General features: G+C 52.9%; 29 protein-coding genes. 28 read left to right on the plus strand and 1 reads right to left on the minus strand.

What is annotated here, in order from left to right; genetic code table 11:
• Positions 1–438: 438 nt before the first annotated feature.
• The 18 genes from CAFE_RS10665 to CAFE_RS10745 all read left to right on the plus strand — a co-directional run bounded on the left by CAFE_RS10665 (position 439) and on the right by CAFE_RS10745 (position 14286).
• A complete protein-coding gene (locus tag CAFE_RS10665) occupies positions 439–855 on the plus strand; it encodes an RNA polymerase sigma factor (protein ID WP_066644347.1) in 417 nt (138 codons plus the stop codon).
• Positions 856–1025: 170 nt separating this feature from the next.
• Positions 1026–1250 (plus strand): helix-turn-helix domain-containing protein, encoded by a 225-nt coding sequence (locus CAFE_RS10670; protein WP_330593954.1) that lies wholly within the window; start codon positions 1026–1028, stop codon positions 1248–1250.
• Between the two features lie 503 nt (positions 1251–1753).
• Complete coding sequence (locus CAFE_RS10675; protein WP_066644351.1) at positions 1754–1948, plus strand: hypothetical protein; 195 nt, start codon at positions 1754–1756, stop codon at positions 1946–1948.
• 134 nt (positions 1949–2082) lie between these two features.
• Positions 2083–2238: a hypothetical protein gene (locus tag CAFE_RS10680; protein WP_156990638.1), complete on the plus strand. Its 156-nt coding sequence runs from the start codon at positions 2083–2085 to the stop codon at positions 2236–2238.
• Positions 2239–2340: 102 nt separating this feature from the next.
• Positions 2341–3117, plus strand: a complete 777-nt coding sequence (locus tag CAFE_RS20075; protein WP_233452780.1) for a recombinase family protein — start codon at positions 2341–2343, stop codon at positions 3115–3117.
• Positions 3006–4037: a DUF4368 domain-containing protein gene (locus tag CAFE_RS20490; protein ID WP_330593955.1), complete on the plus strand. Its 1032-nt coding sequence runs from the start codon at positions 3006–3008 to the stop codon at positions 4035–4037. Before CAFE_RS20075 ends, CAFE_RS20490 begins: the two co-directional genes overlap by 112 nt.
• A 243-nt stretch (positions 4038–4280) precedes the next feature.
• Positions 4281–5099, plus strand: a complete 819-nt coding sequence (locus CAFE_RS10690; protein WP_156990639.1) for a ParA family protein — start codon at positions 4281–4283, stop codon at positions 5097–5099.
• Positions 5056–5994: a ParB/RepB/Spo0J family partition protein gene (locus CAFE_RS10695; protein WP_156990640.1), complete on the plus strand. Its 939-nt coding sequence runs from the start codon at positions 5056–5058 to the stop codon at positions 5992–5994. The genes CAFE_RS10690 and CAFE_RS10695 overlap by 44 nt, the downstream gene beginning before the upstream one ends.
• Before the next feature lie 69 nt (positions 5995–6063).
• Positions 6064–6651: a hypothetical protein gene (locus CAFE_RS10700; RefSeq protein ID WP_156990641.1), complete on the plus strand. Its 588-nt coding sequence runs from the start codon at positions 6064–6066 to the stop codon at positions 6649–6651.
• A gap of 47 nt (positions 6652–6698) precedes the next feature.
• Positions 6699–7289: a hypothetical protein gene (locus CAFE_RS10705; protein WP_156990642.1), complete on the plus strand. Its 591-nt coding sequence runs from the start codon at positions 6699–6701 to the stop codon at positions 7287–7289.
• A gap of 66 nt (positions 7290–7355) precedes the next feature.
• Positions 7356–9218, plus strand: a complete 1863-nt coding sequence (locus tag CAFE_RS10710; RefSeq protein WP_156990643.1) for a DUF5057 domain-containing protein — start codon at positions 7356–7358, stop codon at positions 9216–9218.
• A gap of 29 nt (positions 9219–9247) precedes the next feature.
• The gene (locus CAFE_RS10715; protein ID WP_156990644.1) at positions 9248–10129 is read left to right on the plus strand and encodes a DUF6017 domain-containing protein; all 882 of its coding nucleotides are present in this window, start codon (positions 9248–9250) and stop codon (positions 10127–10129) included.
• A 57-nt stretch (positions 10130–10186) separates the two neighbouring features.
• Entirely contained in the window at positions 10187–10552 is a 366-nt protein-coding gene (locus CAFE_RS10720) for a DUF7768 domain-containing protein (RefSeq protein ID WP_156990645.1), read from the plus strand.
• Between the two features lies 1 nt (position 10553).
• A complete protein-coding gene (locus CAFE_RS10725; protein ID WP_330593937.1) occupies positions 10554–10778 on the plus strand; it encodes a hypothetical protein in 225 nt (74 codons plus the stop codon).
• Positions 10779–10815: 37 nt separating this feature from the next.
• Complete coding sequence (locus CAFE_RS10730) at positions 10816–11307, plus strand: PcfB family protein (RefSeq protein WP_156990646.1); 492 nt, start codon at positions 10816–10818, stop codon at positions 11305–11307.
• Positions 11304–13094 (plus strand): VirD4-like conjugal transfer protein, CD1115 family, encoded by a 1791-nt coding sequence (locus CAFE_RS10735; protein WP_156990647.1) that lies wholly within the window; start codon positions 11304–11306, stop codon positions 13092–13094. Before CAFE_RS10730 ends, CAFE_RS10735 begins: the two co-directional genes overlap by 4 nt.
• Positions 13095–13138: 44 nt before the next feature.
• Positions 13139–13354 (plus strand): Maff2 family mobile element protein, encoded by a 216-nt coding sequence (locus CAFE_RS10740; protein WP_013485766.1) that lies wholly within the window; start codon positions 13139–13141, stop codon positions 13352–13354.
• 122 nt (positions 13355–13476) lie between these two features.
• The gene (locus tag CAFE_RS10745) at positions 13477–14286 is read left to right on the plus strand and encodes a VirB6/TrbL-like conjugal transfer protein, CD1112 family (RefSeq protein WP_413814430.1); all 810 of its coding nucleotides are present in this window, start codon (positions 13477–13479) and stop codon (positions 14284–14286) included.
• Between the two features lie 2 nt (positions 14287–14288).
• Here the strand turns inward: CAFE_RS10745 and CAFE_RS10750 are convergent, their stop codons facing one another.
• Complete coding sequence (locus CAFE_RS10750; protein ID WP_156990649.1) at positions 14289–14690, minus strand: VOC family protein; 402 nt, start codon at positions 14688–14690, stop codon at positions 14289–14291.
• 69 nt (positions 14691–14759) lie between these two features.
• Here CAFE_RS10750 and CAFE_RS10755 point away from each other — a divergent pair, with 69 nt between their 5' ends.
• The 10 genes from CAFE_RS10755 to CAFE_RS10800 all read left to right on the plus strand — a co-directional run bounded on the left by CAFE_RS10755 (position 14760) and on the right by CAFE_RS10800 (position 26459).
• Positions 14760–15215 (plus strand): PrgI family protein, encoded by a 456-nt coding sequence (locus CAFE_RS10755; protein WP_156990650.1) that lies wholly within the window; start codon positions 14760–14762, stop codon positions 15213–15215.
• Positions 15145–17520, plus strand: a complete 2376-nt coding sequence (locus CAFE_RS10760) for a VirB4-like conjugal transfer ATPase, CD1110 family (RefSeq protein WP_156990715.1) — start codon at positions 15145–15147, stop codon at positions 17518–17520. The genes CAFE_RS10755 and CAFE_RS10760 overlap by 71 nt, the downstream gene beginning before the upstream one ends.
• 34 nt (positions 17521–17554) lie before the next feature.
• Entirely contained in the window at positions 17555–19282 is a 1728-nt protein-coding gene (locus CAFE_RS10765) for a C40 family peptidase (protein WP_156990651.1), read from the plus strand.
• Positions 19283–19302: 20 nt separating this feature from the next.
• Positions 19303–19548: a DUF4315 family protein gene (locus CAFE_RS10770; RefSeq protein WP_330593938.1), complete on the plus strand. Its 246-nt coding sequence runs from the start codon at positions 19303–19305 to the stop codon at positions 19546–19548.
• Complete coding sequence (locus CAFE_RS10775; RefSeq protein ID WP_156990652.1) at positions 19535–20272, plus strand: DUF4366 domain-containing protein; 738 nt, start codon at positions 19535–19537, stop codon at positions 20270–20272. The genes CAFE_RS10770 and CAFE_RS10775 overlap by 14 nt, the downstream gene beginning before the upstream one ends.
• On the plus strand, positions 20269–20433 hold the full coding sequence (locus CAFE_RS10780) for a hypothetical protein (RefSeq protein ID WP_156990653.1): 165 nt from the start codon (positions 20269–20271) through the stop codon (positions 20431–20433). Before CAFE_RS10775 ends, CAFE_RS10780 begins: the two co-directional genes overlap by 4 nt.
• A gap of 201 nt (positions 20434–20634) precedes the next feature.
• Positions 20635–21450 (plus strand): MBL fold metallo-hydrolase, encoded by an 816-nt coding sequence (locus CAFE_RS10785; protein WP_156990654.1) that lies wholly within the window; start codon positions 20635–20637, stop codon positions 21448–21450.
• A 110-nt stretch (positions 21451–21560) separates the two neighbouring features.
• Positions 21561–23621: a DNA topoisomerase 3 gene (locus CAFE_RS10790; RefSeq protein WP_156990655.1), complete on the plus strand. Its 2061-nt coding sequence runs from the start codon at positions 21561–21563 to the stop codon at positions 23619–23621.
• Positions 23618–23920 carry an immunoglobulin gene (locus CAFE_RS10795; RefSeq protein WP_156990656.1) on the plus strand — a complete coding sequence of 101 codons (303 nt, stop codon included), beginning with the start codon at positions 23618–23620 and terminating at the stop codon, positions 23918–23920. Before CAFE_RS10790 ends, CAFE_RS10795 begins: the two co-directional genes overlap by 4 nt.
• 85 nt (positions 23921–24005) lie before the next feature.
• The gene (locus CAFE_RS10800) at positions 24006–26459 is read left to right on the plus strand and encodes a YodL domain-containing protein (protein WP_156990657.1); all 2454 of its coding nucleotides are present in this window, start codon (positions 24006–24008) and stop codon (positions 26457–26459) included.
• Position 26460: the final 1 nt, after the last annotated feature.

A 26460-nucleotide genomic window follows, 5' to 3' on the forward strand; every position in this document is an offset into this window, starting at 1 on the left:
TCTGTAGCGTAGCCACTCCACTATGTTTTTAAGGCTTCATGATGAAGCCTTGTTTTCTATACCCTTTTTTAGATGCCAAACTGAGAAATTTTCTCCCGAAAAGGCTTGACATGTAATTAGCTGGACTATTTTAGCTAGCGGCTTGGGAAATGGAGGATTCCGATGTATCCAAAGCCGCATTTTCTTGTTCAGGAGGAGCTGACACTTGACAGTGTCGGCTGGATGTAGCAGAAGCTCTTCTTCATAATTTCAATAATTCATACCAATTCACAGGCGACTACTGCGCCCTTTTTTCATTCGACACCATTCGAGTAATTTTTCGGATTGGTGTTTTTTTGTACTTCGAGCCTCCGAAGCATAGCAGCCCCGGTTGCCGCTCTCCACCGCTCTCCGTTCATTACCCACTCACCCGCAAAAATGATGAACGGAGGAAAAACAATGGACAAGCCATTAGTAACAATAACATACAAAACCGCCAATGGAAGCCGGATTTGCGTTGAGGTATCAACTTCGGTGAAGGAACTGCTGGAACAGTCCGACCGACAAATCCGCTCCCAAAGGCGACAAGACAGGCGACATCTTGATTACATGGATTTCATAGACGGTTTGACAGGCGCGGCTATGAGCTATCCACAGGAGGACGCCGCCAATCTTCTGATAAGGATGGAAAGCTACCGCCAGCTTTATGCGGCGGTCAATCGCCTTTCCACAACACAGCGTCGGAGGTTACTTTTACACTTTTCGGATAATCTGTCTTACCGCCAGATTGCCGATTTAGAAGGTGTGAATCAGTCCGCAGTCGGCTGCTCGATCAAACGCGCCCTCCAGCAACTCTATAAGTACCTTTCCGACTAACGGCAATCTTGCCGGACGGCCCCGTCATTTTGGCGGGGCCGTTTGCTGTTAAAATTAGTTTATCAGAAAAGCACGGTATACGCAAGCGCGTATACGTTGAAGCGTATGGATTGATATGCTTATTCTGAAACTAACGGAAAGGCGGTGAGGGCATAAAGATTAAAGACGCTATTGCAGAGCGATTCAAACAACTGTGTGCGGAGCGCAATATTTCATATACGGAACTTGCGCGGTTGGCGGGAATAACGCCCTCAACTGTATACAGCATGTTACAGCCGGAACACAGGGATATAAGCGCGGTGACAGTAAAGAAGCTGTGTGACGGATTGGATTTGTGCATTATAGATTTTTACGATTGTGATCTGTTCCGAAATTTGCCCCCGGAAATTGAATAGCTCCCATATCAAAACGCCTTGCAGTAAAAACTGTCGGGCGTTTTTTTGTTGCACTTTTTTTAGCATCCGGGTGGTCAAAACGCTTTTCCCAGTCCTAATAAGCGAGAGGATAATTGCTTCTCACCTGATCTTTGACAATTTCATACCGATAACCCGGATACGTTCAAAGCATGAAGGAGCCGGGCCGCAGGACGCGCCATGACTGCCGTTTGACGGTACGAGCGACAAATGCCAACTGCGGCGGGGCGGGAAAGGTAAACCCGCCCGGCGACGATCTCACGCTTGATACAATGATACTTGCGACTTGAACGCTTCACAGCATTGGTCGCCGCGCCATCGGCATGGAGCGGGGTGGGATTCCCATGAGGGCGGTTGCCGCTGCCCGTCCGAGCTATCGTTTTTCATATATGAGGGTGAGCCGCGTCGGGAATTACTGTCTTGCGACAGGCCGAAACTTGCGGCGCGGCTTCTCCCGATTTTCATTTGATGAACGGAGTTTTCTTATGGATAAAGAATTACAGACATTGCTATATCAGCAATGGAGCAACGGCGCTTGCCGTGGCTATGTCATATACGCTATGGAAAACGGCGGCTTCTCTCCCGAAGATATTCAGCGTGTGGTGGGAGAACTCCACTACGTTTTCGATATGCGCGGCATAGAGGAAGCCGAACAGCATTACCAAAACAGCCCCTATTGACTTCGGGCCAAGTTGACCCGAAGTAGAGACGCACCAAAGGGCAGCACCTTTTAATGAGTGCTGCCCTTTGGCGTTTCCCTATGAGACACAGGGAGGCTTTCAGTATATCCGATTTCAACAAGGAGGCGCTTTGTATGGACGAGAAAACCACTTCTGCGGCTTCTGCGGAATATGAGGTCAGCGGTACAAAATATATCGTTACCCCTGTCTATAACGATAACGCACAGAAAGAGGCTCTTGAAGAAAAAATCCGGCGCTTAATTCTATCGGATAAGGCGCGGAAAGAGTAGGCGTGTCAGCACTTTGCGGCATCGACATCCTTAACATCACAGTCAGGCGAGGTATAATATAAGTGTAATAATCGTTTGTTTGACTGCCGGGAAGGAGGATTTATGAACAGCCAGTCAAACATTGTAACAGCCTTATATTGCCGCCTGTCCCGCGATGATGATGTGCAGGGCGACAGCAACAGTATTTCTAATCAAAAGAAGCTGCTTTCACAATACGCCAAGGAGTATGGTTTAACCAACACAAAATACTTCGTAGATGATGGGTATTCCGGCACAAACTTTGACCGCCCCGGTTTTATAGAAATGGCGGAGGCCATCGAAGCCGGATATATCGGTGCTGTACTGGTAAAGGATATGTCCCGGCTTGGCCGCGACTATTTGCAGGTCGGCATGTACACCGACAATTTTTTCCCGGAGCATAATGTGCGATTTATCGCGGTCAATGACGGTGTGGACAGCGCCGAGGGCGAAAACGAGTTTGCCCCGTTCCGCAATATTATGAACGAATGGTACGCGAGAGACATTTCCCGCAAGATACGCAGTTCTCAACGCTTGCGCGGCTCCGCCGGTGTTCCGCTTTCCCAACCCCTGTATGGGTACATAAAAGACTCGGAAAACCCAAAACGCTGGATAGTGGACGAGGACGCCGCCAAAGTCGTGCGCTATATTTACAAACTGTGTGTAGAGGGCTTGAGCGAATACCGCATAGCAGACCGCTTGGAAAAAGAGCAAATCCTTACCCCAACGGATACTGGAAAAGCAAGGGTATCCGCAGAAGCGGGAAAAAGGGCGGTTCGTTCAAAGACAGCCCCTACTATTGGTGCAAGACCACGATCAACAAAATCCTCAACGCCCGCGAATATATGGGGGATGTGGTAAACTTCAAGACCTACTCCAAATCCTTCAAGAACAAGCGCCGATATGAAAACCCGGAGGAAAATTATGCGATTTTCGAGGGCGTCCATGAGGCGATTATTGACCGTCAGACGTGGGAAATGGTGCAGCGTATCCGGGAAGGTACAAAACGCAGAGCGCCAAAGACGATGGAGAAGAATATGTTTTCCGGCCTTCTCTATTGTTCCGATTGTGGACGCAAGCTCTATTTCAATGTCAACCACCCGAACACCGACCTCAAGTATTTCAACTGCACCAACTATAAGGGCAACCGCGGCACCTGCAATTCTACCCATTACATCAGAGCGGACGCGCTGGAACAGGTGATGCTTTTGGAAATTCGGCGCATGACGGCCTTTTTGCAGGACAAAGAGGAAAGTTTTATCAAGCTCCTGATGGCTCAATCCATGCAGGAGGCCGAAAAGGACAGCAAGCGCAGGGAGCGGGAACTTCGGGCCATGTTGGCCCGCTGTGCCGAACTGGACAGCCTTTTCACCAAAACCTACGAGGACAACACAAGCGGAAAGCTCTCCGACGAACGGTTTATGATGATTACCAAACGCTATGACGATGAACAGCTTTCGTTGAAAAAGAAAATCTCCGCCCTGCAAGCGGAGATCGACGCGGAAGAAAAAAGCAAGCACAGCGCGGCGAGTTTTCTTCAGACGGTGAAAAAGTACACCGACATTCAAGAACTGACGCCAACGATCCTGAATGAGCTGGTTGAAAAAATTGTTGTCTATCAGGCGGAGGGAACGGGAAAGGGCCGGACGCAGCGGCTCGAAATCCATTATAATTTTATCGGAACCCTTGACACGCCGGAAGTGGCCTGTCTGCCGCAGAGTGTGATGATAGACACCCGACAGGGCGTAGCCGTTGAGTACATTACCCGCAAAGCCGGATAAAAAGAAAGATAGGAGCAATCTTTCGATTACTCCTATCTCCCGAATGTTCACTGTCCTTATGAACATTCGACATGGTGCGAGTGTTCTTACGGCATTTATTCAAAAAAGTCAGTAATACCAAGGGTTTACGGGCAATTAAGAAGCAGTATTTACCCCTAAAAATTGAATAACTTCATCATATTTTAAGGGCGTTCCGTGAAAAGGAACGTCCTTTTTCTATTTCAGCGGGAGGTGAAAAATCACATGACCAATGTAATTGCCGTTGCCAACCAAAAGGGCGGCGTCGGCAAGACCACGACTTGCGCCAATCTCGGCATCGGGCTAGCGCGGGAAGGAAAAAAGGTGCTTTTGGTGGACAGCGATCCGCAAGGTTCCCTGACCATCAGTTTGGGCAATCCCCAGCCCGACCAACTGTCCGTGACGCTAGCAACGATAATGGGTAAGGTGCTGAGCGAGGAACCCATTGACCCCGGTGAGGGACTTCTGCACCATGACGAAGGCGTTGACCTGATGCCCGCCAACATCGAGCTTTCCGGTATGGAGGTATCGCTCGTCAACGCCATGAGCCGTGAAAAAATCCTGAAGCAGTATCTGGACGGCGTGAAGCGCCAATACGACTACGTGATTCTGGATTGTATGCCCTCGCTGGGGATGCTGACCGTCAATGCGCTGGCCGCAGCCGACAGCGTGATCATTCCTGTTCAGGCGCAGTATCTTCCGGTCAAGGGCCTTGAACAGCTTTTGCAGACAATCAACAAAGTGCGGCGGCAGATCAATCCGAAGCTCAAAATTGACGGCATTCTGTTGACGATGGTGGACAGCCGCACCAACTACGCCAAGGAAATCAGCGCCCTGCTGCGGGATACCTACGGCTCAAAGCTGAAAGTATTTGACGTGGAGATTCCTCATTCCGTCCGCGCCGCCGAAATCAGCGCGGAGGGCAGAAGTATTTTCGCCCACGACCCAAAGGGAAAGGTTGCAGAGGCGTATCGGGAGCTGACGAAGGAGGTGTTGAAGATTGAAAAGCAGCGCCAAAAACATAAGTCTGAACAGCTACGATGATATTTTTTCCACGGAGGAAACCCGCGAGGATACCAAGCGGGAAAAGGTCACGAATATGCCGCTTTCGGAGCTGCATCCGTTTCCCGACCATCCGTTTCAGGTACGGGATGATGATTCCATGAAAGAAACCGTGGAAAGCATCAAGGAATACGGCGTATTGGTTCCCGCCATTGTACGCCCTCGCGCGGAGGGCGGCTATGAGCTAATTTCCGGCCACCGGCGCAAACACGCCTGCGAGCTGGCGGGGATTCCCACCATGCCGGTTATCGTCCGCGATCTGGACGATGACGCCGCGACCATTATCATGGTTGACAGCAACATCCAGCGTGAAAATATCCTGCCGAGCGAACGGGCCAAGGCATACAAAATGAAGCTGGACGCCATAAAGCGGCAAGGCGAGAGGACTGATCTAACTTGTACCCAAGTTGGGTACAAGTTAGAAGATGGCAAAAAGAGTGTTCAAATTGTAGCCGATCAAGCCGGAGAAAGTAGGACACAGGTGCAGCGTTTTATCCGGCTGAATGAGCTGACACCGCAGCTTCAGCAGATGGTGGACGATAAGAAAATTGCCATGACCCCCGCCGTGGAGCTGTCGTACCTCAAACCGGAGGAACAGACGCTTTTGCTCGACACCATCGAAAGCGAACAGGCCACCCCTTCACTCTCACAGGCCCAGCGGCTAAAAAAATTCAGTTCAGAGGGGCATTTGAACGAGGACAGTATGTTGGCCATCATGTCGGAGGAAAAGAAACCGGAGAAAAACGATCTGACCATCACGGGAGATAAGGTCCGAAAATACTTCCCGAAATCCTATACTCCCCAACAGATGGAACAGGTCATTATCCGGCTTTTGGAGGGCTGGCAAAAAAAGCGGCAGCGGGATCAGGAAAGGTAAAATAACCGTCGTTTCAGGCGTTCCGAAAGAAGCGCCTTTTTTCATGTCTGAATGAATGGAGGAAACCGCATGACAACTGAAAAAATCAACGAAAGCAAAGGTGAAAAGGAGGATAAAAAGCAAAAACGTAAATGGCCGTACATTCTTGCGCTTCTTCTGCTGTTACTGCTTCTATTGCTTCTCCTGTTGCGGAGCTGCGGAAATCAGCACCCTTGCCCAAACCCGCCGCCGTCCAGTTCCGCTCCTTCATCGTCCGCTCCGTCTCTGGACAATACCGGCAGTGCGGAATCGGGAAGCGGCAGCATCCCATCGCGGCAGGAAATCCTGTCCCGGCTTCAAAAGCAGGAAGTCACCGTCACCGACAAGGTGAGCGCGCAGGCTTCTTTTTCCAGCGGGGCGCAGGGCAGCACCGGCACATGGGAAGTGGAAAACCCGTCTTCAAACACCGTCATTATGCAGTGTGAAATTCTGCTGGACGGTAAAACCGTAGCGAAATCCGCACCAATCTATCCGGGACAGCACATCGACGGCCTTACTCTTTCCCAGCCAGTTTCATCTGGAAGCTACAGCGTGACCGCAGCAATCAAGTATTATAACAAAACAACTAAGGCATACCTCGGCATGGCTGACTACAAAATCCGTCTTTCCGTTTCGTAATCAGCCGGATGGTCCGGTTGATATAAAAATTTATAGGAGGCTTCTCAATGAAAAACAGGTTCAGAAAGATTCTTGCGGGCATCGTCACTTTTGCCATGCTCGGTGTGACGGCGGCAGTCCCGGCGTTCGCCGCCGACAAAACCGACACCGGCACGGGCATCGTCACGGGAGATGTGACGATCAACGGCTCCATCTCGCCGCTGACCATTTCCGTCACCCATCCGATCAACGTGGCCTATGCCATCAGCCCGGATGCCGAAACCTTTACCGCGCCCGACATCAAAGTGACCAACAACACCAAAGTCGCGGTGATCACCACAGTGGAATCCATGAAAGCTGCTTCGGGCGGTTCGCTGACTTTCATCGACGTTGATCCGTCCGCGAAAGCGTGGCGTTCTCTCAACCTCGCGGATTCCAAGAAGTACATTGCGCTCGGAATCTCCGCAAAGGCCAATTCCGGCTGGAACAGCGGGTACAGCACTTCCACCCATTGGGCGGTGAACGATTCGCCGTTGCAGGTCGGGACGCTGAACCAAAACACTTCCGGCACGCTGTCCCTCACGGCGGACTACGGTCTCGCGTTCGACGGGGCGTACACGGCCAACCATCAGCTCGTTTTCCAGTTCCAGCTTGCATAAAAAAAAAGCGCGGGAATTGGCCGGGATTTTCCCGGCCAACCTTCCACGCCGAAAGGGGGCTTCAATTTGAGGCAATCATTCAGGCGGCTTTTTCTCGTCCCGCTGCTTGCCGCCGGGATTCTGCTGTCCGGCGCTTCGCCCGCGTTCGCGGCCTCCGCTGCGCCGGTTCTGTCGCTGACCGCGATGCCGAATCCGTCCGGGAACTATGTGGCGCTGAACTGGACAAACAGCGACAAAAACCAACCGTACAGCTATATGCTCTATTCTAAGTCTGCACATGAATCGACCTTTCAGAGCATTCCCGCCAAAGACAGCGCGAAGGTTCTGAACATTTATCCAATCGTCGCGCCAACCGTTTCCTTTACGACATGGCAAGGCAAAAATTACACCCTTCCGAAGTCGGCATCCCTCAAAATGTGGATGGAAACGTCGAATGAATACGATCCCAAAGGCTACGGCAAGGGTCTCATTTCCGTGGATACCGTGTCGATTGCCGATTTCAACGCCAACCCGGACACTTACCTGAAAAATGCGGATGGCAGCTACAAATACGACGTTCTGTATTTCGGCGCGTGGGATGCTTTCGCAAGTCAGGATTTGTCCGCCGCAGCCGAAACCAAGGCAGACGCTTTTATCAAAACCGGGCGCGGCGTCCTGTTCGGGCATGACACGATGGTAGACAACGACCGAATTTCCATGCCGAATTTTTTCGAGCTCGCCCACTACTGCAATATTCAGACCATCCCCAAATACACGATACTCGGCGGTACACAGATCACAGTTGCCAAAAAGGGCCTGCTCACCAACTATCCGTGGAAAATCGGGAATGTGGGTACGGTCCTGAATGTTCCGATGTCTCATTCCAATCAGCTTGCTTTCGGGGATGTCTGGATGACGTATCAGCAGCCATACACCTATAGCGGCAGTACAGAAGCCAACGGAACGAACGGGCAAGGCACCAACACCTTTTATCTGACAAGCTGGTCTAACTGTGCCATGATTCAGACCGGCCATTCCGACGGCGAGGCCACGCCGGACGAACAGCGCGTTACGGCAAATACTCTGTTTTACCTTGCTCAGATTACAACCGACACAAGCTGGAACGACCACAAGGGGCAGGATCTGGATGCGCCGGACGAGCCGGCAATTTCGGGCGTTACGCACAATTTCGGCCGAACGCAGTACACCGTCAATTATTCTTCGCAGGACAATGCGACCGGCTATCAGTATTATGTGGAAGCCACCGGCCAGAACGACGGCGTGAAATATGATTCTCCGGTTATATCGACATCCCTAAAAACCGGGATGAAGGGTTATTCCATCGTGGTGGACAACAATCCCGATACCGTCCCTGACGGGAGCATTACCACGACATCCAGCAGTTACACTTTCCCTCGTCCGTCAGGGAGCAGCTTTTACATTCATATTGCCGCCGTGGACAACGCCGGGAACATTTCGGCTGTCACGCACTATCATACGGACGAGCTGGTATCCGTAACACACCCGATCAGTATCGGCTATTCCATTGACCCGAACAGCGATACGCCGTTCACCGCACCGGATATTCCGATTACCAACCATTCCACTTTCCCTATAAAGGTTTCCGTCGCGGGCCTGAAAGCAATTTCCGGTATCGGTGACGCCGCCCCCACGTCCTTTTCGGATTGGAACAGCCTGACGGCGGCACAGACCGGAAGCAGAATCGCGCTCGGTGTGGGGATCAGTAAAACCACCGGTTCCGGCTGGACGGCGGTTGACCGGGAATCTCCCGTTTACACGGGTGATCTTGTTTCGGAAGTGCCGTTGGGAACGCTCGGCGCGAATGGAGCGTCGGGGAATCTGGCGCTTACCGCCAAATTCGGTTTGGCATGGGCAAACGCGAAAACCGTTTCCCATGAACTGACGCTGGATTTCACGATTGCGGACTGAACCATCCGTACAGAAGGGAGTGATACAAAATGGCAGTTTTTCGTGTGGAGCGGACGCGGGATTACACGGTCATGAGCAACCATCACCTGAAAAACAGGGCCTTGTCCCTGAAAGCGAAAGGGCTGCTGTCCGTGATGCTTTCCCTTCCGGACGATTGGGATTACACCACGCGGGGCCTTGCCTCCATCTGCCGCGAGGGAGTGGACGCCATCGGAAAAGCGCTCAAGGAACTGGAAAACGCGGGCTATATGGAGCGCCGCCAGCTTCGCGGCAAAGACGGGCGCATCACGGACACCGAATACACCATTTATGAGCAGCCGCGCAAGCCGCCGGATACGCCTTTCCCGGATACGGATTTACCAGATACGGAAAAGTCGTATCTGGATAACCCGGATATGGGAAAACCGGATACGGAAAACCTCGCGCAATTAAATACTAAGGGAACTAATATTCCTAAAAAATCAAATACGTATGGAGTAAATCCTTATCAATCCAATCCGGTAGACCGAAAGCCGGAAGCCGACGCACCGGCTGATTCGATGGATGCGACGGATGCCTACCGCGAAATCATCAAAGAGAATATTTCCTACGACGTTCTGCGGCAGAGGTGCGACCCGGAACGCCTGGATGAAATCGTGGGCATCCTGCTCGACACCGTGTGCAGCCGAAAAAAGGAAATCCGGATCGCCGGTGAGAATATGCCCGCCGAAACGGTAAAAAGCAGGCTTTTGAAGCTCGACGACGGCCACATCGAATACGTGCTGGAGTGTCTGGACAAAAACACCGCCGACGTCCGCAATATCCGAAACTACATCCTTACCGCGCTGTATCAGGCTCCGACCACCATCAGCAGCTACTACTCGGCGCTGGTCAATCACGACATGTACGGAAACGGCCCACCCGGACGGTAAACGTCCCGCGCAGGCTGTTTTTGTACCCAACAAAAACCGGAAAGGAGTAATTTCACCATGAAACGACCCCTCGCATACATCACCGCCCCGTGGGGCGCGGATGAAATGAAAAACACCGAGGACGCGGCGCGGTACTGCCGCAAGGTCTATGACGCGGGCTTTTCGCCCATCTGCCCGGTCCTGTTCCTGCCGCTTTTTCTCAACGACGCCATTCCGCAGGAGCACAAGGACGGCGTTGACATCGCCTGCAACTTTCTGCGCCGTGCCCATGTGTTGGTGGTCTGCGGCAGGAACGTGGACGAAACCGTGAAAAACGACATCGCCACGGCGGAACGGCTGCACATCACCGTCACTACGCTGGACGGCGTCCTCACCGTCAAGGGACAGGGCCGGGAAAAAGGCGCAGAAAAGGAGCGGAGATAACGTGCCGGACTATCAGAAAATGTACCACTCGCTGTTCAACGACGTGACCGACGCCATCTCAAAGCTCCAGCAGGCGCAGCAGAAAACCGAGGAAATGTACATGGACAGCAAAGAAACCGTCCTCACACCGTTCCTGAAAAAGGGTGAGAAAAAAAGGCCGGACAGCCGGTCCGACGGGAAACCGGCTCCGGTAAAGAAAAAGCCGCCTTCCCATGATGAACGGTGACGGATGGCGAGTTTTCTCATGGCAGGAGGTGTTTTGATTGCAGGAAGAAATAGAAAATCGCTCCGTGACACTCATCATCAGTGGCACGAAGCTCACGGGCCGAGTGCTCAAAATGGCGATTACCAAGTATCTGGCTCACCGGAAAGAAAAGAAAAACTCCAAGGCCCGCACCGGTCCCGTGGTCCCCCACGGCAGGCAGACGGTGAAGCAGCTTGTCGGGCAGAACGCGGGCGTATCGAACATCGAGATTACCGACAGCAACATCCGCTCTTTTGACCGCGTGGCGCGGAAATACGGCGTGGATTACGCCGTCAAAAAAGACCGCAGCGTTTCGCCGCCCAAATATCTTGTCTTTTTCAAGGCACGGGACGCGGATGCCCTCACCGCCGCTTTCACCGAGTTTACGGCAAAAACGGTGAACCGGGCGAAAAAGCCCTCCGTCCTCTCACGTCTCCGGCAGTTCAAAGATCTGGTCAAAGCGAATACCGTTGACCGAGTAAAACATAAGGAACAGGAGCGAACGCGATGAAGACAAAAACAAATAAACTGCTCCTGATGAATCTTCCGTACCTGTTCGTCGCGCTTTTCGCCACCAAGTTCGGGCAGGCGTGGAGGCTGGCCGCAGGCGCAGACGCTTCCCTTAAGCTCCTGCACCTGATGGACGGCCTTACCGCCGCGTTTGCCTCCCCACTGCCGAGCTTTCATCCGACCGACCTCGGTGTGGGCGTCTTTCTCGCCACCGCGCTCCGGCTGGTGGTTTATGTGAAAGGCCGGAACGCCAAGAAATTCCGCAAAAATGTGGAATACGGCTCCGCCCGCTGGGGCAAGGCCGAGGACATCAAACCGTACATCGACCCGGCGTTTGAAAACAACGTCATTCTCACGCAGACGGAACGGCTCACCATGAACAACCGTCCCAAGGACCCCAAAACATCCCGGAACAAAAACGTGCTGGTCGTCGGCGGCTCCGGTTCCGGCAAGACAAGATTTTTCATCAAGCCGAACCTAATGCAGTGCGATTCCAAGGATTACCCAACCAGTTTCGTGGTCACGGACCCGAAGGGCAGCATTGTCGTGGAGTGCGGGAATCTCCTGCGGCGCAGGGGCTACCGCATCAAAATTCTCAACACCATCAACTTCAAAAAGTCGATGCACTATAATCCCTTCGCGTACATTCATTCAGAAAAGGACATTTTGAAGCTGGTCACGGCGCTTATCACGAACACCAAGGGCGAGGGCAAGGAAGGAGATGATTTTTGGGTGAAGGCCGAGACGCTGCTTTATACGGCGCTCATCGGCTACATCCACTATGAGGCTCCGGTCGAGGAACAGAATTTCGCTACGCTGATTGAATTCATCAACGCTTCGGAAGTTCGAGAGGATGATGAGGAATTCAAAAACCCCGTGGATCTCATGTTTGAGGCGCTGGAAAAGGAAAAGCCGAATCACTTCGCCGTCCGGCAATATAAGAAGTATAAGTTGGCGGCGGGCAAAACAGCAAAATCGATTCTTATTTCATGCGGCGCAAGAATGGCTCCGTTCGACATTCAGGAGCTTCGTGACCTGACGGCCTACGATGAATTGGAACTGGACACGCTGGGCGACCGCAAGACCGCCCTATTCATCATCATCTCTGATACGGATGACACCTTTAATTTTTTAGTTTCGATGGCCTACACGCAGCTTTTCAACCTGTTATGCGAAAAGGCCGACGACGTGTACGGCGGACGCCTGCCTGTCCACGTCCGGTGCCTGCTCGATGAATTTGCCAACATCGGGCAAATTCCCAAATTTGAAAAGCTGATTGCCACCATCCGCAGCCGTGAAATCTCGGCCAGCCTTGTTTTGCAGGCGCAGAGCCAGCTCAAGGCGTTGTACAAAGACAACGCCGACACGATCATCGGCAACTGCGACAGCGCTATTTTCCTCGGCGGCAAGGAACGCACGACCTTGAAAGAGCTGACCGAATCGCTTGGAAAAGAGACAATCGACACCTACAACACCGGCGAAAGCCGGGGCCGCGAAGTTTCCCACAGCCTCAATTATCAAAAATTGGGAAAGGATTTAGCTTCGGTCGATGAGCTGTCTGTCCTCGACGGAGGCAAATGCATCCTCCAGCTTCGCGGCGTCCGGCCCTTCCTTTCTGACAAGTACGACATCACAAAGCATCCGAACTACAAATACCTGTCCGATTATGACCCCCACAATGCTTTCCATATTGAGAAGTTTCTGTCCACCAAATTGAAACCGAAACCGGACGATGTGTTCAACACGTATTCCGTTGACCTCTCCGGGGACCAGAAAGCCGCAGAATAGTGGCTTTTTTTCATATATACAACTTAAAAAATGGAGGTAATATTATGAGTTTCTTTCATTCCGCAATCGGCGTTCTCCAGACCCTTGTAATCGCCCTTGGCGCGGGTCTTGCCATTTGGGGTGCAATCAACCTTCTGGAAGGTTACGGCAACGACAATCCGGGTGCAAAAAGTCAGGGCATTAAACAGCTCATGGCAGGCGGCGGCGTAGCCCTGATCGGCATTACGCTGGTTCCGCTGCTCTCCAACCTGTTCGGCTGATGCCGACGCCAAAACACTCCGCGTCCCTATTTACGGGGGTGCGGGAAAGGAGGTGATGCCGTTTGGATTTCATTAAGCAGCAGATTACCGAATGGCTGAAAGAAATACTCGTCGGCGGCATCATGAACAACCTGTCGGGCATGTTCGACAACGTGAACACACAGGTCGGGCAGATCGCCTCTCAGGTGGGAACGACGCCGCAGGCATGGAACACCGGCATTTACAACATGATCCGGACTCTTTCCGAAAACATCATGATGCCCATCGCAGGCCTGATCCTCGCGTTTGTCATGACGCTGGAGCTGATCCAGATCATTACCGACAAAAACAATTTTCACGACATAGAAAGTGCCGTTTTTTTTCGTTGGATTTTTAAAACGGCCTGCGCCATCCTCATCGTGACCAACACATGGAATATCGTCATGGGCATATTCGACGTGGCGCAGAGTGTGGTCAACAGCGCGGCTGGGATCATCGTCTCCGACACGTCCATCGACATCAGCTCCGTCACGGCAAACCTTCAAACGCGGCTCATGGCAATGGACCTCGGCCCCCTGTTCGGGCTGTGGTTCCAGAGCATTTTCGTGGGCTTTACCATGTGGGCGCTCACAATCTGCATTTTCATCATCGTGTACGGCAGGATGATCGAGATCTATTTAGCCACTTCCATCGCGCCGATCCCGATGGCGACGATGCTGAACCGGGAATCGGGCGGCATGGGCCAGAATTATCTGCGCTCCCTGTTCGCGCTGGGGTTTCAGGGCTTTCTCATCATCGTCTGCGTGGCGATCTACGCCGTTCTGGTAAAAAGCATCAGCGTGAGCACGGACATCAGCAAGGCGATCTGGACGTGCATGGGCTACACAGTGCTGCTGTGCTTCACGCTTTTTAAGACCGGAAGCCTTGCAAAGTCCATTTTCAACGCGCACTGATTTTACGGCCAAATGACAAAACAAAACGGATGCCCCGCCGGGTCGATCATGGTTGTCCATTTATCTTCGCCGTATTGCGTCTTTGCTTTCACAGCGCCGCAGGAAATCGCATGCTGCACCGCCTGTTCCATGTGTTCTCCGTTTTTCACTGTAAAATCCAAGTGCGCCATTTGCTGCGGAGCATTCGGTTCTTCCGGCCATACCGGAGGAACATAATCCTCGTTGTGCTGAAAGGCAATTTTGACATTACCGATCGGAGAAGAAATATCAGCCCATTCTTCGCCCTCGTCGTAATTTCTTTTCCATCCCAACAGCCGAATATAAAAATCGGATAATGCGGCAACATCTTTGCAATCCAGCACAACGGCGTCCAGCGCAATCGGCAATAAATTTTCCGTGTTCATAAAGATTTTCTCCAATCTCAGTTTTCTTCCAGTATACCACAAGCCAATTCTTTTGTAGGAGGTGTTTTTTTGGCTTATGTTCCCGTCCCCAAGGACCTGACCGCCGTAAAAACCAAGGTCCTGTTCAATTTAACGAAACGGCAGCTTGTCTGTTTCAGCGGCGGCGCGCTTGTGGGCGTACCGCTTTTCTTTTTGCTCAAAGGGCCTGCGGGTTTCAGCGCCGGGGCCGCTTCCCTCTGCATGGTGCTCATCATGCTGCCGTTTTTCCTGATGGCCGTCTATGAGAAAAACGGCCTGCCGATGGAAAAAATCGTCCGCAACATTGCCCGTGTGCTGTTTCTCCGGCCAAAGCAGCGGCCCTATCAGACCAACAACTATTACGCCGTGCTCGCGCGGCAAAGCCAATTAGATAAGGAGGTGCGTCGGATTGTCAGTAAAAAAGCAAAAACCGGTCATGAGATCATTGTCCCGCGCCGAAAGGCGCCAGATCGAAGCCGCCGTCGCAAAAGCACGGCAGACCGATAAGAAAAAGCAGTCGGCACAGGACAGTATCCCGTTTGAGCGTATGTTCCCGGATGGCATCTGCCGCGTGACCGACAGCTATTATACGAAAACCGTTCAGTTTCAGGACATCAACTATCAACTCAACCAGAACGAGGATAAGACCGCCATTTTTGAGGGCTGGTGCGATTTTCTCAACTATTTCGACAGTTCCATCAAGTTTCAGCTCTCGTTTCTGAACCTTTCCGCAACGCGGGACAGCTTTGCGAAAAGTGTCACCATCTCGCCGCAGGGCGACGATTTCGACAGTCTGCGTTCGGAGTATACGGGAATGCTCCGGAACCAGCTTGCCAAAGGCAACAACGGCCTTATTAAAACCAAATACCTGACCTTCGGCGTCGAGGCGGACATTCTGAAAGCGGCCAAGCCCCGGCTGGAGCGTATCGAGATCGACATTCTGAACAACTTCAAGCATCTCGGCATAACAGCCGCTTCTCTGAACGGCGAGGACCGTCTGCGGCTGCTGCACGACATCTTCCATATGGACGCGCCGGAGCCGTTTCGTTTTTCGTGGGATTGGCTGGCTCCTTCCGGCCTGTCCGTCAAGGACTTCATCGCGCCGTCCTCCTTCGAGTTCAAAAGCGGAAATATATTCGGCATGGGGCGTCAGGTGGGCACGGTGTCATTTTTCCAAATCCTCGCGCCGGAGCTGAACGACCGGATGCTGGCCGATTTTCTCGATATGGAATCCAGCCTCATCGTCAACATGCACATCCAATCCATCGACCAGGTGAGCGCCATTAAGACGGTGAAACGGAAAATCACGGACCTCGATTCCATGAAGATTCAGGAACAGAAAAAGGCCATCCGTTCCGGTTACGACATGGACATTATCCCATCCGACCTCGCCACCTACGGCGAGGAAGCGAAAAAACTGTTGCAGGATTTACAGTCCCGCAACGAGCGCATGTTCCTTGTGACCTTCCTCGTCCTCAACGTGGCCGAGAACCGGCAGCGGCTCGACAACAACGTGTTTCAGGCAAGCTCCCTCGCGCAGAAATACAACTGCGCACTGACCCGGCTCGATTTCCGTCAGGAGGAAGGGCTGATGAGCAGTCTGCCGCTCGGTTTGAATCAGGTGGAAATCCAGCGGGGCCTGACCACATCAAGCACCGCTATTTTCATCCCGTTTACCACGCAGGAGCTGTTCCAGACGGGGCGCGAGGCGCTGTACTGCGGGCTGAACGCCCTGTCCAACAACCTCATCATGGTGGACAGAAAGCTCCTGAAAAACCCGAACGGTCTGATTCTCGGCACACCGGGCGCGGGCAAATCCTTCGCCGCGAAACGGGAAATCGTCAATGTGTTCCTCGTCACAAACGACGACATCATCGTCTGCGACCCGGAAGCCGAATACGGCCCGCTGATTGAGCGCCTGCACGGGCAGATCATCAAAATATCGCCCGCGTCCACCGATTACATCAATCCGATGGACATCAACCTCAACTATTCCGAGGAAGAAAACCCGCTGTCGCTCAAGTCCGATTTCATCCTTTCGCTCTGTGAACTGATCGTCGGCGGCAAAGAGGGCTTGCAGCCGGTGGAAAAGACCATCATCGACCGCTGCGTGAGGCTGGTGTACCGGGATTACCTGAACGACCCGCGCCCGGAGAGCATGCCGATTCTGGAAGATTTGTATAACGAGCTGCGGCGGCAGGATGAAAAGGAAGCGCAGTACATCGCCACGGCACTGGAAATCTACGTCACCGGCTCCCTCAACGTGTTCAACCACCGCACTACTGTGAATGTAAAAAACCGTGTCATCAGTTACGACATCCGGGAGCTGGGCAAGCAGCTCAAAAAAATCGGGATGCTCATCGTGCAGGATCAAGTCTGGAACCGCGTCACCGTCAACCGCGCCGTGGGAAAATCCACGCGCTACTATATCGACGAGTTTCATCTGCTCCTAAAAGAAGAACAGACCGCCGCCTATTCCGTGGAAATCTGGAAACGGTTCCGCAAGTGGGGCGGCATCCCGACCGGGATCACGCAGAACATCAAGGATCTTCTTTCTTCAAGAGAAATCGAGAACATCTTCGAAAACTCGGATTACATCTATATGCTCAATCAGGCTTCTGGCGACCGGCAGATTCTCGCCAAGCAGCTCGGCATTTCGCCGCATCAGCTTTCCTATGTCACCCATTCCGGCGAGGGCGAAGGGCTGCTGTTTTACGGCAACGTCATTCTGCCGTTTATTGACCATTTTCCGAAGAACACGGAGCTGTACCGTATCATGACCACCAAGCCGCAGGAAGTGGCGGCAACATGAGCATTCCTATTCAGCGGGACAGGAGGTGACTGTGATGGAAAAACGAGCGCCCCGCCTGCAATTCACGAAGGAGGAACGCGCCGACCCCACGCTGGAAAAACACATCCGGAAAGTGGACAGGACGGCGGTAAAAGCTGACCGCGCACAGGCAAAAATGCCAAAAAAGAAAGTTCTTTGCAAGCAGCGCACCTTTGATAAGCCTACGGGTAAAGCAAAGATGCGCTTGTATTTTGAGGAAGTAAACAAGAAAAAGCCGTCCAAGCTCACCCACGCCGTCCGGGACGCACCCGGGAACGCCGTCTTGATGCAGTTCCACCGGGAAATCCGGCAGTCCGAGGATGAAAACGTGGGCGTGGAGGCCGCGCACAAAAGCGAGGAAGCCGCCGAAACGGGCGGGCGTCTGGCGCGCAGCGCCCATTGCTCCCACAAATTGAAACCCTACCGGGAATCGGCCAAAGCGGAAAAACGGCTGGACCGCGCAAACCTCGGTTATTTGCAGAAAAAGGCCGCGCAGGATAATCAGCAGCCCTCCGGCAATCCTTTGGCCCATTGGCGGCAGAAGCGGGCCGTCAAAAAACAGTACGCCGCCGCGAAACGGGCCGGGCAGTTTACCGGTTCCGCAGGGAAAGCCGCCGGAAACACTTCTAAAGCGGCAAAGACGGCGGCGCGGGAGGGCAAGCGGGCGGCGGCTTTTGTCGGACGGCACCGGAATGGTTTTCTTATTACCGCAGGCATTTTTCTGGTGCTTGTCCTGCTTCTGAACATCCTATCTTCCAGCTCGGTTCTGCTGGAGGGGGCACTGTCCGGCGTTACCGCGTCCACCTATCCTTCCACGGACGACGCCATGCTCGGCGCGGAAGTCGCCTACGCCCAAAAAGAAGCAGATCTTCAGGACGAAATCAACCATTACGAGCAGAGGCACGGCGGGTACGACGAATATCACTATACGCTCGATAAAATCGGTCACGACCCGTATGTGCTGATCTCCATCCTGACCGCGTGGCACGGCGGCGAATGGACGCTGGATGAAGTCCGAGACACGCTTTCCACGCTGTTCTCAAAAGAATACCAACTGACGCAGACCGTGGAGACGGAAACCCGAACCCGCACGGAAACGGATACCGTGACGGACCCGGACGGCACAACTCACACCGAAACCCGGCAGGTCCCCTATACCTATACTATCTGTAGCGTGAAGCTGCACAACGAGGATTTGTCCCATCTTCCTATTTCGATTATGAACGAGAACCAGATCGGCATGTACTCGATGTATATGGCGACCCTCGGCAACCGGCCCGATCTATTCCCCACATCGGCCTATCCAAACGCATCCACTGTCAAAAAGCCAACGGAGTACGATATTCCCCCGGAGGCGATGGCGGACACACGGTTCGCCGCCATGATGACGGAGGCGAAAAAGTACATCGGCTATCCCTACGTCTGGGGCGGCAGCAGCCCAAAAACCTCGTTCGACTGTTCCGGCTATGTGTCGTGGGTGGTCAATCACAGCGGATGGAACGTGGGACGGCTGGGGGCGCAGGGCCTCTGCAACATCTGCACTCCGGTTTCTACCGCCGACGTAAGACCCGGCGACCTTGTTTTCTTTGAACACACTTATGACACCGACGGCGTGTCCCATGTGGGCATCTATGTGGGAAACGGCATGATGCTCGCTGCGGGTGACCCCATTGGCTACTCGAACCTCAACACAAGCTACTGGCAGAGCCATTTTTACACGTTTGGCAGATTACCGAACCCATAAACAGATTGGAGGAATGAACCGTGAATCCGAAATTCAAAAAAATCGACGCCGAGTATGAAAAGAACGCGGAAAAAATCTCAGCGCTGCAAGATCGGCAGAAGGAACTGGAAAAGCAGCGCCGGGAACTGGAAAATCTCGATATTATCGGCTTGGTGCGGGGTATGGGCATGACGGCGGAGGAACTGTCCGCGCTCATGAAAGCATCCCGCGAGAATCGCCCCGTGCTCGATCAGAACAAACAGGAGGAAAGTCATGAAGAAATCTAAAATCCGCATATTCGTCTGCCTGATAGCCGCCGTGTCCTGCACGGCGGCTTTTTCCGTCAACGCCCTCGCCTACAGCGAAGGGAAAACCTCTCCAACTTTGAGCAGTTCCAGCGCCGCGCAGAGCAATACTGCTTCGTCGTCGGCGTCGTCCCCAACGTCTTCCGGAACATCTCTCAAACCGCTGACGCCGGACGGCACCGGGACGGTGATCGACAACGTAACCAATGAGGACGGCAAGGAGTTTTTCACGATTACCACGCCGAGCAAGCACGTCTTTTACCTGATTATCGACCGACAGAAAAACGCCGAAAACGTTTATTTCCTCGACGCCGTGACGGACAAGGACCTGCTTGCGCTGGCAAAGAGCGACAACGAGGATGTTTCCGGTTCTTCCTCGTCCAAGACAGTTTCCAGCCCGGAGGTATCCTCCGCGCCGACCGCATCAACGCCCACGGCTTCATCCGCTTCCCGACCGGAAAAGCAGAACGGCAGCGCCGGAATCGCGGCGGTTGCCATTCTTGCGGCCGTTCTCGTCGGTGCGGCAGTCTGGTTTTTCAAATTCCGCAAGCCGGGTAAAAAAGATAAGAACAAACCTGACCCGGACGATTACGATTATACCGAGGACGAGGATGAGGAATCCGGGCAGGAAGTTCCTGATGAGGAAACAGAGCAGGAAGACGGTTCCGAATCATCCGACGATGAAACGGAGCGTGAGGGCGAATGACTTTTTTCACCGACAGCCCTTTCGAGCGGATGATGGTGCAGAAGCCTCAGTACAGGCGGGAGGAACGGCCTCCCGCCCCGCCGAAAGGCCAACCTGACCGCTCACATGACAGTTATCGCGACCTTATCATCACACAGAAAAGCATCAAGCCGGAGCAATAACGTTCCGGCTTGCTTCGGATAAGTCTGTGTGATAAAATATTCTATAAGGATATGTATTACTGACTATTTGTTTTGCGAATTCTTGATGCTTTTGAAATTAGGAGCATCGTTTGTTATAAGGAAGTGATGGTATGCCACCCAAGAATCGCTTATCCTCTGTACAAAAATGAAACACAAATTGTACAGAGGAGTGCATCGTAAATGATGAGACTAGATAAACCAGCTTTTTCAAGTGAAACAATTCGAGCAATGGAGGATATGTCGTTTTTTACCCATTCGCTGATTTTTGATGACCTGCTAATTATTGCTCAAAGAGAAACAAACTGCTTCGTATTAAAGACGGATGATGGATTGATTATCATTGATGCCATTTGGCCGTCGAAAAAAGCTTTTGATGCTATCGTAGCTGCGATTAAAGATGTAGGATGGAATCCGGACACCATTAAAAAGCTGCTTCTAACGCACGGCCATGTTGACCATACAGGATGCGGTAAATGGTTTGTTGAACGATATCATGTGGACACATATCTCTCCAAAGTAGATGATATTTTCTGGCAGGAACATCCGACAAAACCGGATAGACCTGAAACATGGAAAGATTACGATATTGATCACTATCTGCAAGATGGAGATACCATAAAATTAGGCAACAAGACAATATTCGTCTACAGTACGCCTGGTCATACCCCTGGCTGCCTGAGTTATATATTCCCCGTAACAGAAAGCGGAGAAAATCACATGGCAGCATTATGTGGAGGTACTACGCCACCTTGGACAAAGGCTGAAGTGAAACAGTACCTGAAATCATTGGATTATTTTGTAGATGTGTCAATGCGCAAAAATGTAGATGTGGCTTTAAGCAATCACACGGCTATCGATAATGGTCTGGAACGCATTGAATATTCTAGAAAAAGATTAGCTTATATGCCGAACATCTATATCATTGGCTCGGATGGATTTAAAAAATACTGCCAGGTCTTTCGGACAATGAGCCATGAAATGCTCGAAAGATTATAAACGTTATACGAAGCCAAAGATCTAGTATCTCAAAGTGAATAGTTGTTACCATGAAGGGCAATCGAGAAATCGGTTGCCTTTTTTCTATGTTTGCACGAAAGGAGAAAAAATTGAAACTTGTAATCAGTGAAAAGCCCTCTGTTGCCCAAAGTATCGCCGCCGTGATCGGTGCAAAGCAGCGCGGCGACGGGTCTCTGGAGGGTAACGGCTACATCGTTTCATGGTGCCTCGGCCACCTCGCGGAGCTGGCCAGCGCCGACACCTATGATAAAAAATACGCGAAATGGCGGCGCGAGGATTTACCCATTCTACCGGAAAACTGGCGGTTTGCCGTAAGCGGGGACAAACAAAAGCAGTTTGCTATTCTCCGCGACCTGATGCGCCGCGACGATGTGAGCGAAGTTATCAACGCCTGCGACGCTGGACGCGAGGGCGAACTTATCTTCCACACTGTGTACGACATGGCCGGTTGCGTAAAGCCAATGAAACGGCTCTGGATTTCTTCCATGGAGGATGAAGCCATCCGGCAGGGATTTGCCGATCTGAAACCGGGCCGGGACTACGACGGGCTGCATCAGTCCGCGCTCTGCCGCTCTAAGGCCGACTGGCTGGTGGGCATCAACGCTACGCGCCTGTTTTCCGTCCTTTATCACCGCACTCTTAACGTCGGGCGCGTCATGTCTCCGACGCTGGCACTCATCGTGCAGCGGGAAGCGGAGATTTCCGCATTTCAGCCAGAGCCGTTCTATACGGTTAACCTCGACTGTGGTGGTTTCACCGCAACCAGCGACAAGCTGAAAGCGAAACCGGAGGCTGAAGCGGTCGCCGCTGCCTGCAAAGGCAAATCGGCTACCGTCAGGGACGTGAATCGGAAGGAAAAAGCCGAAAAGGCTCCCGCGCTATACGACCTGACCACCCTCCAGCGCGACGCCAACCGTCTGCTCGGTTACACGGCCCAGCAGACGCTGGACTATCTGCAATCGCTCTATGAAAAAAAGCTCTGTACCTATCCCCGCACGGACAGCCGGTTCCTGACAAACGATATGGAAGGGACCGTCTCGGCGCTTGCTTCCGTTGCAGCCTCGATCTGCGGCGCGGATGTTTCCGAAAACCTCAACGCCGGTCAGGTCTGCGACAGTACGAAGGTCAGCGACCATCACGCCGTCGTTCCCACCTCCGGTGCGGGCAAAGCGAATGTTTCCGCGCTGCCTGCCGGGGAACGTGAAATCCTGCGGCTGGTTTCCCGGCAGCTTCTCTGCGCGGTCGGCAGTCCGTACCAATACGCCGAAACCGCCGTCACGCTGGACTGCGCCGGGTATGACTTTACCTCCAAGGGCAAGACGATCCTCATTCTCGGCTGGAAAGCCTATTTGCGGGAACAGGCCGACAAGTCCCTGCCAGAGTTGACGGAAGGGCAAAGTGTCCCTGTTTCCTCTGTTTCCATCAAGGAGGGCAAAACCTCGCCGCCCAAACACTACACGGAGGATACGCTTCTTTCCTCGATGGAGACAGCGGGTGCAAAGGATATGCCCGATGACGCGGAAAGAAAAGGCCTCGGCACCCCCGCCACCCGCGCGGCCATTCTGGAAAAGCTCGTTACCACCGGATTCGTGGAACGGAAAAAGGCCAAGAAAACCGTCAATCTTATCCCGTCTCAGGTCGGCGTATCGCTCGTCACCGTCCTGCCGGAACAGCTTCAATCCCCGCTGCTGACCGCCGAATGGGAAAACCGACTCAAACAGGTGGAGCGCGGCGAGTTGGAACCGGACGCCTTTATGGACGGCATCGCCGCGATGCTCCGGGAACTTATTAAAACCTATGCACCGGTCAAGGGCGCGGAAGTGCTGTTCCCCTCCGGGCGCGAGGTAATCGGCAAATGTCCCCGCTGCGGCGGGAGCGTGACCGAAAGTAAGAAAGGCTTTTTCTGTGAAAACGACGATTGCCAGTTCGGGCTTTGGAAGGACAACCGGTTTTTCGCCGCCAAGAAAAAGACGCTGACAAAATCTATTGCCGCCGCGCTCCTGAAGGACGGGTGCGCGAAGCTCAGCGGATGTTATTCCGAGAAAACCGGCAAGACTTACGACACCACGGTGATTTTGGAGGACACCGGGGAGCGCGTCAACTTCAAACTGGTATTTGATTCGGGGACGAAAAAGCGTGGCAGATCATGAAACTTACGAAATATGAGCGGGAGACGATCATCTGCTATAACGAGGAAGAAGCGACGGCCAGCGTTTTCACGCACAACAATCAGCTCATCAAAAAGCTCAAACGGCTGGCCGAGAAATACCCTGACAAGGTGAAGCCGGAGCGCCCGGAGCATTGCGAAGCCGTCAGCTATCTTGTTCCCAAACGCTGTATTTCCGTTCGGGAACCGTACAGCGACCGGCGGCGCGAAGCCGACAGTTTGCGGGCAAAAGCAACGAAAATACGCCCTCCCGGCAGGAGCATATGCTCCAAAAACAAATAATGAGTCCACTCCCGCGTAGGTTTTACCCCAGCCTGTGCGGGAGCGTGCTTTTTTCAATTCTATGATCTGCGAAAGGAGCAAAACTATGGCCGAAAAGAATAAGGAACGGCTGAAAGAAATTACCGACAGCATTGAACAGGGCATCAAAGACCTGTTCCAGAGCGACCGATACGCGCAGTACCTCCGCACCATGTCCCGTTTTCACCACTATTCCGTCAATAACACCATGCTCATTTATATGCAGAAGCCGGGGGCTACTTTGGTCGCTGGTTTTAATAAATGGCACGATCAGTTCAGCCGAAACGTGATGCGGGGCGAAAAGGGAATCAAGATCATCGCGCCCACACCGTTCAAAAAGAAAATCGAGGAAGAAAAGCTAGACCCTGAAACCAAAACTCCCATGCTGGACGCAGACGGCAAGGTCATCATGGAGAAAAAGGAAATCAAAATCCCCATGTACAAGGTGGTATCGGTCTTTGACGTATCGCAGACCGAAGGAAAGCCACTGCCGACGCTTGCAAATGATCTCATGGGGAACGTGAAGCAATATGAGATTTTCATAGAGGTGCTGCGGCGTTCTTCTCCCGTTCCGCTTACTTTTGAAACGATGGAGCCGAATACGGACGGCTATTTCAGCGAAAAAGACCAGCGCATCGCCATCCGGTCCGGCATTAGCGAAGTGCAGACCGTCTCCGCTGCCGTCCACGAAATCACCCACGCCACGCTGCACAACTACGAACAGGCTCGGCTTGACGCCGCTAAAGAGGATGGAACCGCCGAGCCTCCCAATCCAAAAGACCGGCGCACCGAGGAAGTGGAGGCCGAAAGCGTTTCCTATGCCGTTTGCCAGTATTACGGCATCCAGACCGGAGAAAACAGCTTCGGCTATATCGCCTCTTGGAGCAAGGACAAGGAACTGCCGGAGCTGCGGGCTTCTTTGGAAACGATCAACAAGACTGCTTCCGGCCTGATCTCCGACATTGACCAAAATTTCTGCGAGGTTCAGAAAGAGTATGACAGCATACTGGAACAATTCGCCGCGGACACATATCGGTACACAACTTCCGTCATGGAACCGCCGTTTCCTCTGAATTCTATTGAGGAAGAAATCCCGGCCACCGTGGAAGATTTGAAAAGCGGTTACGGAAAAGACACCCGTGCGGCAATCCTCAATGCTGCCAAGGTCGAGGGCGCGACGTCCCCGAACGAGCTTCTGCGGCAGTTGGACGAAATCGAAAAAATCTACCCGCCGAGGGAAACTGAGGCGATGTATCTGCTGGATAACGCCGCCTACCTTTATTTGAAGGAAAACGAGGACGGATACGGCTATACCCTTTACGATAAGGAAAATCTGCGGGAAACGGCAAGCGGGTTTGCCGATGAGGGCGTCAGTTCCATTCCGACCGCTTACGAACAGGCGCTTGCCCTTGAACACTTGGCCCCTGCAACCTCGGAAAAGGTGCCGCTAGACATTCTCAGGGATATTGCCGCCGTGCATGAGCAGGATGTACAGGAATATATCCGTAAAAATCATATAAGCATGGGTGATCATCAAAATCCCGTGCCAGGGGCACAAGATGCCCCTACATCTTCAAAAGAAGCCGGTATGCTGCCGGACGCACCGGAGCTGGCGCTCGACGAATACCCCATGCCGGATTTAGAACTGACCGTGGCCGATCTGGAAGCCTGCGGGTATCTGGATGGCGACCTGCTGCCCCTCTCCAAAGACCGGGCGCTGGAACTTTTTGAGCAGGACCTCACCGTTTACATGATTGAGGACGGCGGCGCAAGCATGGCTTTCGACCCGGATGAGATTCAGGCACACAGCGGCCTGTTTGCCGTGAGCCGCGAGGAGTGGGAGGAAAGCCGGGAGTTTTCATCCGCTATAGAGGACCGAATGAAGCATCAGGAGCAGCGGGAAGCCGCCTTTTTAAAAACCCCTCAGGACGCTTTCGCCATTTATCAGGTGAAGGATAAAGACGAACTGCGGGACATCCGGTTTGAACCGCTCAGTTGGCTGGAATCCAAAGGCATTTCCGTGGATCACGGCAATTATGATCTTGCCTATACCGCCCCTCTCACCGATAAGGGCAATGCAGAGGAAAAACTGGCTGTTTTGTGGGACAGGTTCAACAACGATCATCCCGCCGATTATCACAGGCCGAGCCTGTCCGTCAGCGACATCGTTGCCTTAAAGCAGAACGGCGTTGTATCCTGTCATTACGTGGACAGCTTCGGTTTTCAGGAGCTTCCGGCTTTTCTGAAACCGGAGAATTACCTGAAAAACGCGGAAATGGCAATGGAAGACGACTACGACATGATCGACGGCATCATCGACAACGGAAAAAATTCCACCGTCGCGGAGCTGGAACAGCAGGCCAAAGCCGGTCAGCCGATCTCCCTTCTGAAGCTTGCCGAGGCGTCTCGGCGGGAACACGACGAAAAGAAAAAATCCGTCGTGGAACAGCTCAGGAACCAGCCAATCAATCGGGAACACAAAAAAGCAGCGCCCGACAGAGGCGCGGAAATGGAGCGGTGAT

The sequence above is a fragment of the Caproicibacter fermentans genome (assembly GCF_009746625.1).
Taxonomy (GTDB): Bacteria; Bacillota; Clostridia; order Oscillospirales; family Acutalibacteraceae; genus Caproicibacter; species Caproicibacter fermentans.

Bases quoted from the DNA above. Each gene is read 5' to 3' on its own strand.
- CAFE_RS10665 (WP_066644347.1), top strand. From the start codon at position 439: ATGGACAAGCCATTAGTAACAATAACATACAAAACCGCCAATGGAAGC.
- CAFE_RS10675 (WP_066644351.1), top strand. From the start codon at position 1,754: ATGGATAAAGAATTACAGACATTGCTATATCAGCAATGGAGCAACGGC.
- CAFE_RS10680 (WP_156990638.1), top strand. From the start codon at position 2,083: ATGGACGAGAAAACCACTTCTGCGGCTTCTGCGGAATATGAGGTCAGC.
- CAFE_RS20075 (WP_233452780.1), top strand. From the start codon at position 2,341: ATGAACAGCCAGTCAAACATTGTAACAGCCTTATATTGCCGCCTGTCC.
- CAFE_RS10690 (WP_156990639.1), top strand. From the start codon at position 4,281: ATGACCAATGTAATTGCCGTTGCCAACCAAAAGGGCGGCGTCGGCAAG.
- CAFE_RS10700 (WP_156990641.1), top strand. From the start codon at position 6,064: ATGACAACTGAAAAAATCAACGAAAGCAAAGGTGAAAAGGAGGATAAA.
- CAFE_RS10705 (WP_156990642.1), top strand. From the start codon at position 6,699: ATGAAAAACAGGTTCAGAAAGATTCTTGCGGGCATCGTCACTTTTGCC.
- CAFE_RS10715 (WP_156990644.1), top strand. From the start codon at position 9,248: ATGGCAGTTTTTCGTGTGGAGCGGACGCGGGATTACACGGTCATGAGC.
- CAFE_RS10720 (WP_156990645.1), top strand. From the start codon at position 10,187: ATGAAACGACCCCTCGCATACATCACCGCCCCGTGGGGCGCGGATGAA.
- CAFE_RS10735 (WP_156990647.1), top strand. From the start codon at position 11,304: ATGAAGACAAAAACAAATAAACTGCTCCTGATGAATCTTCCGTACCTG.
- CAFE_RS10740 (WP_013485766.1), top strand. From the start codon at position 13,139: ATGAGTTTCTTTCATTCCGCAATCGGCGTTCTCCAGACCCTTGTAATC.
- CAFE_RS10745 (WP_413814430.1), top strand. From the start codon at position 13,477: ATGAACAACCTGTCGGGCATGTTCGACAACGTGAACACACAGGTCGGG.
- CAFE_RS10750 (WP_156990649.1), bottom strand. From the start codon at position 14,690: ATGAACACGGAAAATTTATTGCCGATTGCGCTGGACGCCGTTGTGCTG.
- CAFE_RS10760 (WP_156990715.1), top strand. From the start codon at position 15,145: ATGAGATCATTGTCCCGCGCCGAAAGGCGCCAGATCGAAGCCGCCGTC.
- CAFE_RS10765 (WP_156990651.1), top strand. From the start codon at position 17,555: ATGGAAAAACGAGCGCCCCGCCTGCAATTCACGAAGGAGGAACGCGCC.
- CAFE_RS10775 (WP_156990652.1), top strand. From the start codon at position 19,535: ATGAAGAAATCTAAAATCCGCATATTCGTCTGCCTGATAGCCGCCGTG.
- CAFE_RS10780 (WP_156990653.1), top strand. From the start codon at position 20,269: ATGACTTTTTTCACCGACAGCCCTTTCGAGCGGATGATGGTGCAGAAG.
- CAFE_RS10785 (WP_156990654.1), top strand. From the start codon at position 20,635: ATGATGAGACTAGATAAACCAGCTTTTTCAAGTGAAACAATTCGAGCA.
- CAFE_RS10795 (WP_156990656.1), top strand. From the start codon at position 23,618: ATGAAACTTACGAAATATGAGCGGGAGACGATCATCTGCTATAACGAG.
- CAFE_RS10800 (WP_156990657.1), top strand. From the start codon at position 24,006: ATGGCCGAAAAGAATAAGGAACGGCTGAAAGAAATTACCGACAGCATT.